The following is a 9,575-nucleotide window of genomic DNA, read 5'->3' on the forward strand; positions in this document are numbered from 1 at the left end:
GGAACCACGTTAAAAAAACAAAGCTTCACCCGTTAGGTGGAACTTTGTTTTTTTATTTACAACAAAATATACCCTCGCCACATTATGAAGATTTACAAAAGTTATAAACTTTCTTTTACTTAAGTAATACATAATAAAATTATGTATTTTGTTTTTAAATGTTATCTTTATAATTGTTAAAAGATATATAAAAAACATCAAGGGGACAAAATGAGATTAAGAAACGATAAAAATGCACAATACATTCTTGATTCATACGAGTATACAGCAAAGACTTTTCCAATCGTTTTAAAAAATACCGATGTGGTTGAAATTGGTGCTGGTAAGGGTGAAATGATTACACAACTAGCTAAATTAAATCCACAAACCACTTACTACGCTTTTGAAAAATACCCAACAGTTGCAGCTAAAATTGTAAAAAAAGCAAAAGAATTACAATTAAATAATTTAATAATTGTTTGTAAAGATGCTAAAGACTTAAGTGAGTTATTTACAGGGCAGTGTGATACATTATGATTAACATTCAGCGACCCTTGACCAAAAGTTAGACACGAAAAAAGAAGATTAACATACAAAACTTTTTTAAATCAATATAAAGACATATTAACTAATCAAGGGCTTTTAAAATTCAAAAGTGATAATGATAAATTATTTGAATATTCATTAGAATCACTTCAAAATAATAACTGAATAATCATCAATCAAACAAACGATTTGCACAATTCAGAATTTAACCAAAACAACATTCCTACAGGTTACGAAATAAAGTGATCTTCTTTAGGTAAAAATATTAATTATTTAGAAGCAAAACATAAATAAATTTAATTAATTTAATAAAATTTTAATTATGGATAAATACACTTTTTATATCGATTTTGAAGCAATAAGTCCGCCACATTTTTATAAATTAAATTTTTCTAATCCACTTAATTGCTTACCTTTTTGTTACACAATTGGTTATTATGATAAAGATAAACACTTTAATATTCGTTTTAAAATTTTAGATTTTACTAAAGCAACAATTAAAAATTGAGCTAAATATCTCAAAAGCGATATTGCAAAACACATATATGAATTAATAGATAAAAAAATCGAAATTAATTCTGATAACGTTACTTTTATCGGCTGAAATCCTGTTTTAGAAAATTCAGTCACTAAATATTTATTTGATATTCCAACACTGCCGCTAATTAATAGTGGAGTAATTTCTTTAGATTCAATAACTCAAAACTCAAAATACGCCAAAAATGAATATTTTAGTTACTTTAAAAATTTAGATTTCCAAGATAAATATTACATAAGCGCTATTGACACTAACAAAAACGGATTAATCGCTAGTTATATTGGTTTTTTACTTTATTGTGCTGCTAAAAGAAAATATTTTAAAAATGACTACATTTTTAAAAACTGTAATCTTTCGTACATAGTTAATGAACTGGCTCAATATAACAAAGACGACGTTTTAAAAATGGATTTTATTATTCGTAATTACGATGTAATTCACTCTAAAGTTTCAAATATTGAAACTTTGAGAAAAAAAATTACTAATTTTTCAGCAAAAATCAACCAATTAAAATCATTTAATACACAAATAAAAAAATATATTAGTGTCAGCGATAAATACATGGATGATTTAACAATTAAAATCACGATTGAAAAAACTAATTTAATTAATAAAATCGATAATTTAAAAAGTGTAAATAATAATTTTGAAGTTTTAAAACTAAAAGGCGAAATTAAGCGAATTAATAAAATACAATCGCTAATTTATAAATATTCACTTAAATATACAACCATAAAAGAATATTTTGCTTTTTGCAACAATAAAATTGATCAACTAGAAAAATCAAAACAACAAGTCAAAAAACAAATTGATTTAATATTAAAAGGAGATAAATAATGAAAAGAAGCATAAATTTAGAAAGAAAAGAAGCTAGATTGCAACAATTAATTTCAAGCATCGTTACAAATGATTTAACAAACGTAAATATTATTAATCCTGTTGTTGTTGATTGTCTTTTGAGTGGAGATATGGCGCACGTTAAGGTTTTTGTTGTTTTAGACGGGAATCAAGAAAAGGGTCTCCAAGCATTAAACAATGCCGCTGGTTTTATAAGAAGTGTTTTATCTAAGTCTTTAGACTGAAGAACTGTTCCACAAGTTCAATTCAAATTAGATAACGTTTCTAAAACTGGATACAAAATTGATGAAATATTAAGAAGTATTAAAGAAGAAAATAACTAAAAATTTACTGATTAGAAAAACAAAGTTAGAAGCGTTGTCGTTTTAACTTTGTTTTTTAATTAATTTGGTTGTTAGAGCAAAGTTAAAAAACGTTAATTAAAAAACAAAGTTCCACCTAACGGGTGAAGCTTTGTTTTTTTAACGTGGTTCCTAATGTAAAATATTATTGACTCAAAAAAAGAAAGGAACCGATTTAATTATATGCTATCAAATGTAAAATATTACAAAAATGTTTATGTGTGCATGAATTAAAAAAAATAATTTTTTTCTTGGCATTTTTTATTTTTCATGCTACAATAATATCGGTAGCAATAGCGAGAGGGAGCACCTGAATCCATTCCGAACTCAGTAGTTAAGCCTCTTAGTGCCGACGATAGCCGAAAGGTGAAAATAGGGAGCTGCTTTTTTTATTTCTTTTTTTGCTTTTTATGCAATTTTATTAATAAAAAAGTGGCTCAATAAAATATTGCTTTTTCGTATTATTGATGATTTTTCAACATTAATTTATTTTCTTTTTACGCTATAAACATGATTAAAATCCGCATTTTGCCGTTTATATGTTTTTTAAACATATTTTTTTAAAGTGTTATAATTGCAATATGAAAAAATTAGGTATTATAATTGACTCTTTTTCACAAATTAGCAAAGAAGAAGCTAATAAAATGGGTTACGGATTTTTATCATTACAATCTGAAATTGATAACAAGGTTTTTGTTGATGGGGTGGATGATCCTATTCAAACTTTAGAGGCTTTAAGTGTTGCTTCTAAATATTTAACTTCATTGCCAAGATTAGATTTAATGGAACAAGAAATTGAAAAATTTGCTAAAAATTATGACGATGTAATTGTTTTATTAATTAATCAAAAATTATCAAGTAGCGCACAATACGCTCAAACAATAGCAAAAAATTACAATAATGTTTATGTTGTGGATAACTCTTTTGTTGGTACACAGTTTTTAGATGTAGCAAAAATATCTTTAGATTTATATTCTAAAAATTATAGTGTTGATGAAGTTATTGATAACATTCATAAATTAGATGATTTAACAATTAATTATATTGTCCCTAAAAATCTTGATTACATAATTGGCGGTGGGCGTTTAAGCGCAGCCAAAAAATTCATTATGACTAAAATTCAAATGATTCCTATTCTTAAATATAAAGCAGAAGTTTCAGTATCAGGTTTAAAAAGAAGTACAAAATCAGCTATTGAAAAAGTGTTTGAAAAACTAATAAAATTTATTGGTGGAGCTGAGAATATTGATAAATTCTCTTTTAGATGAATTCATGGTATTGACCAAGTTATGAATCAACAAGTTTTAGAAATAGCTAAAAATTTTAATATTACACTAGAAAATGAACAAATTACAGCTACAGCCGTAGCAATACACTGTGGTCCTGGTGCTATTAGTTTAAGTGTTTTTCCAAAGGTAAATTAATATGTACTTCTTTAAACTAATAGATAAAAAAGCTATCTATCTAAATTCTACAGCCACAACAAAAGATGAATTTTTAAGAGAAATTTCAAATAATTTACACGCACAAACTTATGTAGAAAACGCCGAAAAATTTTATCAAGCGCTTTTATATAGAGAAGAGTCAATGTTGACAGCGCTAAATGGTGGAGTTGCTCTACCACATGGAGTTAGTTCAACAGTTATAAAACCAGTTATTGCTATTAGTGTTTTAAAAAATCAAGGTGTTGATTGAAATGCTGAAGATCACCAAAATGTTAAAGTTATTTTCACTATTGCGTCTAACAAAGAAAATAGGGATATTCAAATTGAGTGTCTTCAAAAAGTCGCTTTATATGCTTTAGAAAATAATTTTATTGATGAAATCTTGAAAGCTAACACACCTGAAGATGTGCTAAAAGCATTAAAACAATATTATTTTGATACACAAGAGGATGATGACGCAGAAGATATTTAGTAATACTATATTTTACTAATACATCTGTTTACAAGTCATATATAAAAAAGAGTCTAGTTATTTGTCATAAACTAGACTCTTTTTTTGTTATTCTTCTTTGGGTTTAATTGTTTGAATGTGTAATTCAGATAATTGTTCACTTGAAATTTCGCTTGGCGCTTCAGTAAATACATCTTGATTTTTAGCGTTTTTAGGGAAAGGAATAACATCTCTAATTGTTTTGTTGTTTGATAAAATCATGATTAATCTATCCATTCCTAAACCAATCCCACATGTAGGTGGCATAGCATAATCAAATGCCTTAAGGAAGAAACCAAATTTATTTTGTTGTTGTTGCTCATCCATACCGATAAATTTAAACATTTTTTGTTGTACTTCTTTATCATAAATTCTTGCACTTCCTGAACCTAGTTCAAATCCGTTTAAAACTAAGTCATAGCTACGTGCTTTAATTTGTGATTTATCCATTTTTTCTAAATCATCAATATTATCATGATCAAATTGAGTAAATGGATGATGAGCCGCTTGTCATTGATTTGTTTCTTCATCATATTCAAACATTGGTCAATCAACTATTCATGAAAAGTTATATTCGTCTCTAGCTCAATTATAAATTGAATTTAACTCGACTCTCAAAGCACCTAATGCTTGAGAAGCAAATTCGTATTTATCAGCTGTAATTAAGAATGTTCCACTGTTTTTATTTAATGACTTAACTAATTGTTCAACACTTGAAGCAACTTTGTTTGCGAAGTTAGTATCTAAAATTTTACCATTGTCCATTGTGAAGTAAAATAAAGCTTTAACCTTATTTTTCTTTGCAATTTCTTCTAATTGCTTAAATTGTTTTTTACTAATGATTTCTTCAATGTGTAATAATCTTTTGCTTGGCGCGTTTTTGATAATGTTAAATTCACTATCATTACAAAAATCATTAATGTCAACAATTTTGTTATCGTATCTTAAATCAGGTTTATCACTACCATAATCTCTAATACAATCATCAAATTTAAGTCTTTGGAAAGGTATTGTGATGTTATGACCAATTTTAGCCATAAAGTGTTTAAACATTCTCTCGATAATATCTTGGAAAACTTCAACATCCACAAAACTAATTTCCATGTCTAATTGCGTAAATTCTGGTTGACGATCTTTTCTGGAATCTTCATCTCTAAAACATCTTGCAAATTGGTAATAACGTTCAAAACCAGAAGCCATTAATAACTGTTTAAATAACTGTGGTGATTGAGGTAAGGCAAAGAAGCTATTGTAATTTCTAGTAGGTACTAAAAAGTCTCTAGCCCCTTCAGGTGTAGCCTTAGCTAAAATAGGAGTTTCTAATTCTAAAAAGTCGTTTTCTTGAAGAAATTCTCTGATGGCTGCAAAAACTTTGTTTTTAAGAATGATACCATTTTGCATCACTGGTCTTCTAAGGTCTAAAAATCTATATTTTAACCTTAAATCTTCTTTAACATCAATATCATCTCTAATTGGAAATGGTAATTCATTAGCAGATGATAAAACTTTATATTTATCAACTAAAATTTCTATTTCACCTGTGTCAATTTTGTCGTTTTTGTCTTTTCTTATTACAACTTTACCACTAACTTCCAAACAACTTTCTTTAGTGAAATTAATAGGAGTGTTAAAAACCAATTGAGTGATTCCATATCTGTCTCTTAAATCAACAAAGTTAAGTTCACCAAAACGTCTTTTATTAGCAACAAAACCATATAAAGTTACGTATTTACCTTCATCTGTTGCTCTAAGTTGGTTATTATTAATTATTTTATTCATCTTCATCCTCGAAGTCTTCATCTTCATCATCATATAAATCACCAGAACAATCTTCGTATTGCAATTCATCTAAAATGTAAGATAAAACTTTCATCATCCCTGTTTTTTCAACAGCTTCAAAAATATCTTCTAACTCCATAGGTTCATTCCGAAGTTTTTCAAAAATATCTTCAAGTTCTGGAGCTTCACATAAATTATCCATTTTAAATTTTTTGTTGTTTTTTAAATCAACAAACACAAATACATGTTTTTTAACATCATATGTTAAAACATAACGCATTTTCATGCTTTTTGCTCTTGCAAAAATTTTCTTGTCTTTAACTAATCCAGTTTCTGAATAAGCTCTAAAATTTACTTCCATTTTTCCTGAGTTTGATAAAAATAAATCTTTAAAGATTTCAGCACCTTTTAAGAATTCTTCACGAATATCCGCGGCATTAGGTAATTTATTTGCCTCTTCGGGTACACATAAATAAATTCCTTCTTCAAAATTTTCTAAATAATCAAGAAAATCAGGTTCATTAAATGAACTTAAAGCTAAAATTCTATCAACACCAATAGCAAATCCTATGCTTGAGATATTAGAACCACCTAGTTGATTAATTAAATTTGAATATCTTCCTCCGCCACAAACAACAAGAGACTCTCTTGCTCTTGTAGATGCGTGAATTTCAAAAACAATATCATCGTAATAGTCTAATCCTCTAACTAAAACTTTATCTTCAACAATTTTTGCTTCAGTATATTGATCTAAATATTCAACTATTTTTCCTAAATGTTCGTAGCTCTCTTTAGAAATATAATCTTTAATTAATGGAGCTTTTTTCATAAATGGTAATTTAGAATCTACTTTATCATCTAAGATTCTTAAAACTTTTTTCTCTTCTAATCTTTTTTGAGAAATTTCAGACAATTGGTCTTTGTAAGGTAATAAAAAGTTATAAAGAACTTCTTCGTATTTTGCTCTATCTTCTTTTGAACCGATTGTATTAATGTGAACTGTAAGTTGGAAACGACTTTGATTTAAATCAAAAAATGCACGCTCAATAGATCTAATTGCTGATTGAATTGTTTCTATATCTGTGTATAAATTTTTTTCACTGATGTTTTCCACACCAATTTGTGTGAATTGTCTTAATCTTCCTTTTTGAGGTTGTTCGTATCTAAACATCGGTCCTTCATAGTAATATTTTTGCATTGGATTAGATACGTGTAACTTATTTTCAATTAAAAATCTAACAAAAGAAGCTGTACCCTCAGGTCTTAAACATATATCTCTGTCGCTTTTATCTTTGAATTCGTACATTTCTTTGTTTGCGATATCGCTATCTTCAACGCTTCTTTTAAAAAGTTCACTATATTCAAGAATAGGTGTTTCTATTCTTGAATAACCAGAAACTGATAAATAGTCTCTTATACTTTTGCTTACTATTTCTTTTAGTAACATTGAATCTTTATAATAATCTTTAGTTCCTTTAACTTTTTGAATCATCAAATCTCCTTTATAAATATATGTTTAACATATATTTTTAAATTTTACTACATTTGTAAAAACTTAATTTTTTAATTATTCAATATAATAATTAAATGAGAAAAAATACTACACAAAAATTTAATTGACAAAAACTTCCATGAAACACACACAAATGAAACACCAAAAGAAAAATGACACTTTTTGGTGGAATCACAATAGTTTTAATTTTGTTTATTTCAACTATTTGAATATTTGATATTTATGCGAAGGAATTAAATTCAGCTTTAGATGATATTTCTAAAGATAAATCTTTAAAAATAGCATTTGAATCTTTTTATAACGCCGGATATAGACCCTCACTTTTGGGGTTATTTTGAAAAATAACAAGTACTTTTACTTGAATCAGTAACTTAGCTTTAGGAATTAGCTTAATTCTTTATGCTATTTATCCTAAAAATTGAATCGCTCAAAGAGCTATATTTTTAACAAATGTTTATATAACTATTACATTTTTAGTTTTTTGAACTTTAATTTTTCCTACTCGTATAAGCCAAAAAACATTCCCATGACAAAAATTTATAGTGGATGCGCTAACACACTTGATTAACCCAATAATTGGATTTGTGTTTTTAATTATCAACCGTAAAAATATTAAAATTACTAGATTAACCATTATTTTAAGTAATATCGTAATTATCTGCTACTTTGTTTTTGCACTAATTGTATTTTTTATTGGTGAACAAGTAGTTCAAAAAGCACAAGAAATTCTAGGGCAAAATATAAGAGAAAAAAATGTCCATCACGCTTTTAACAACACAATTTATAAATTCTTAAACTTCAGAAAACCACTGTTTTACAGTGGGAATTCTCTAGTTGTGAAAATTTCGCTTAATATTGTTGTATTTATTTTAGCGTCGTCTCTAACACCTTTTATAGGTTATATTTGATACAAAACACTAAAACTCAAAAAAGATATGGTTACAAAACCATATATGGTCGAATAAAGTAATAAAAATATATAATTATATTAAGGAGAAAAATGTCAAACTTATATTATTTATTACTTTTAATACCATTATTTTTTATCGTAATACTATTTTTACTTTCAATCAAAGTAGTTAATGAAAGAGAATTTTACGTTGTTCAAAGATTTGGTAAATATCACAAAACACTACTTAAGGGAATTAACTTTATTTTTCCTATAATTGATAAAATTTACAAAAAAGAAAACTTAAAAGAAAAAGTTTTTGATTTCCCTGCACAAAGTGTTATTACAAAAGATAACGCAACAATAAAAATTGATACTGTTGTTTATCTTAAAATAGTTGATCCTAAACTATTTGCTTATGGAGCTGAAAGACCTATTTTTGCAATAGAAAACTTAACAGCCACAACACTTAGAAATGTTATTGGAGAGCTAGAATTAGATGAAGCGCTAACAAGTAGAGAAATTATCAACACTAAACTAACCAAAATTTTGGATGAAGCTTCAGATGCATGAGGAATTAAAGTGAATCGTGTTGAATTACAAAACATTATTCCACCTTCAGAAGTTCAAGAGGCTATGATTAGACAAATGCAAGCTGAAAGAATTAAAAGAGCACAGATTTTAGAAAGTGAAGGAATTAAACAAAGTCAAATTCTAAAAGCTCAAGGGGAAAAAGAATCACTTATTCTTAAGGCGCAAGGAGAAAAAGAGGCTTTAATTTTAGAAGCAGAAGCTAAGAAAAAATCTATTGAATTAGTTGCAAACTCTAATTTAAATCCAGAATACTTAAAATATTTATCAATTCTACAAATCAAAGAATTAGCTAATGGTCACGCAACAAAAATTATTTTACCTCCTAATTTAAACGATATAACTTCAGTAATGACTGCTGGCTCAGCAATTTATTCTGAAATAAAAGATAAAACTAATGACAAAAAAACTGAGTAGTTTAACTGCTCAGTTTTTAAATTATCTAATTTAAATTTAATTTTTCAAAAAGAGAGGTTTAATTAATTCTCAAAAATTATTGGAGTTAAAAATTAACCAACAAACATTTTATCTAGCATTGATTTTTTAATTTCTTCAAGTTTTTTTAACTTACGCTGATGAAGTGTGATGAGAGAGTTTAAATTTGTA

General features: G+C 26.9%; 9 protein-coding genes and 1 rRNA gene. 8 read left to right on the forward strand and 2 right to left on the reverse strand.

Translation table 4 applies throughout. The features are described from left to right. The first annotated feature begins 210 nt into the window (after positions 1-210). The 6 genes from trmB (at position 211) to V2E24_RS03500 (ending at position 4,179) form a co-directional block, all read left to right on the forward strand. Positions 211-819 (forward strand): tRNA (guanosine(46)-N7)-methyltransferase TrmB, encoded by a 609-nt coding sequence (trmB, locus tag V2E24_RS03475; protein WP_330501035.1) that lies wholly within the window; start codon positions 211-213, stop codon positions 817-819. 28 nt (positions 820-847) lie between these two features. Then, positions 848-1,900 carry a hypothetical protein gene (locus V2E24_RS03480; protein ID WP_330501036.1) on the forward strand — a complete coding sequence of 351 codons (1,053 nt, stop codon included), beginning with the start codon at positions 848-850 and terminating at the stop codon, positions 1,898-1,900. Then, positions 1,900-2,244, forward strand: coding sequence for a 30S ribosome-binding factor RbfA (rbfA, locus tag V2E24_RS03485; protein ID WP_330501037.1), 345 nt, complete (start codon positions 1,900-1,902; stop codon positions 2,242-2,244). The genes V2E24_RS03480 and rbfA overlap by 1 nt, the downstream gene beginning before the upstream one ends. Positions 2,245-2,545: 301 nt before the next feature. Next, positions 2,546-2,651: ribosomal RNA gene (rrf, locus tag V2E24_RS03490) — 5S ribosomal RNA — on the forward strand. A gap of 192 nt (positions 2,652-2,843) precedes the next feature. Beyond that, positions 2,844-3,686, forward strand: a complete 843-nt coding sequence (locus tag V2E24_RS03495; protein WP_330501038.1) for a DegV family protein — start codon at positions 2,844-2,846, stop codon at positions 3,684-3,686. 1 nt (position 3,687) lies between these two features. Then, the gene (locus V2E24_RS03500; protein ID WP_330501039.1) at positions 3,688-4,179 is read left to right on the forward strand and encodes a PTS sugar transporter subunit IIA; all 492 of its coding nucleotides are present in this window, start codon (positions 3,688-3,690) and stop codon (positions 4,177-4,179) included. 87 nt (positions 4,180-4,266) lie between these two features. Here the strand turns inward: V2E24_RS03500 and aspS are convergent, their stop codons facing one another. Further along, positions 4,267-5,976 carry an aspartate--tRNA ligase gene (aspS, locus tag V2E24_RS03505; RefSeq protein ID WP_330501040.1) on the reverse strand — a complete coding sequence of 570 codons (1,710 nt, stop codon included), beginning with the start codon at positions 5,974-5,976 and terminating at the stop codon, positions 4,267-4,269. Beyond that, positions 5,969-7,468: a histidine--tRNA ligase gene (hisS, locus tag V2E24_RS03510; protein ID WP_330501041.1), complete on the reverse strand. Its 1,500-nt coding sequence runs from the start codon at positions 7,466-7,468 to the stop codon at positions 5,969-5,971. Before hisS ends, aspS begins: the two co-directional genes overlap by 8 nt. A 95-nt stretch (positions 7,469-7,563) precedes the next feature. Here hisS and V2E24_RS03515 point away from each other — a divergent pair, with 95 nt between their 5' ends. Beyond that, positions 7,564-8,454, forward strand: coding sequence for an MAGa3780 family membrane protein (locus V2E24_RS03515; protein ID WP_330501042.1), 891 nt, complete (start codon positions 7,564-7,566; stop codon positions 8,452-8,454). Positions 8,455-8,489: 35 nt separating this feature from the next. Then, positions 8,490-9,386, forward strand: a complete 897-nt coding sequence (locus tag V2E24_RS03520) for an SPFH domain-containing protein (RefSeq protein ID WP_330501043.1) — start codon at positions 8,490-8,492, stop codon at positions 9,384-9,386. Positions 9,387-9,575 lie beyond the last annotated feature (189 nt).

Source organism: Mycoplasmopsis ciconiae (assembly GCF_036350065.1).
Classification (GTDB): Bacteria; Bacillota_I; Bacilli_A; order Mycoplasmatales; family Metamycoplasmataceae; genus Mycoplasmopsis; species Mycoplasmopsis ciconiae.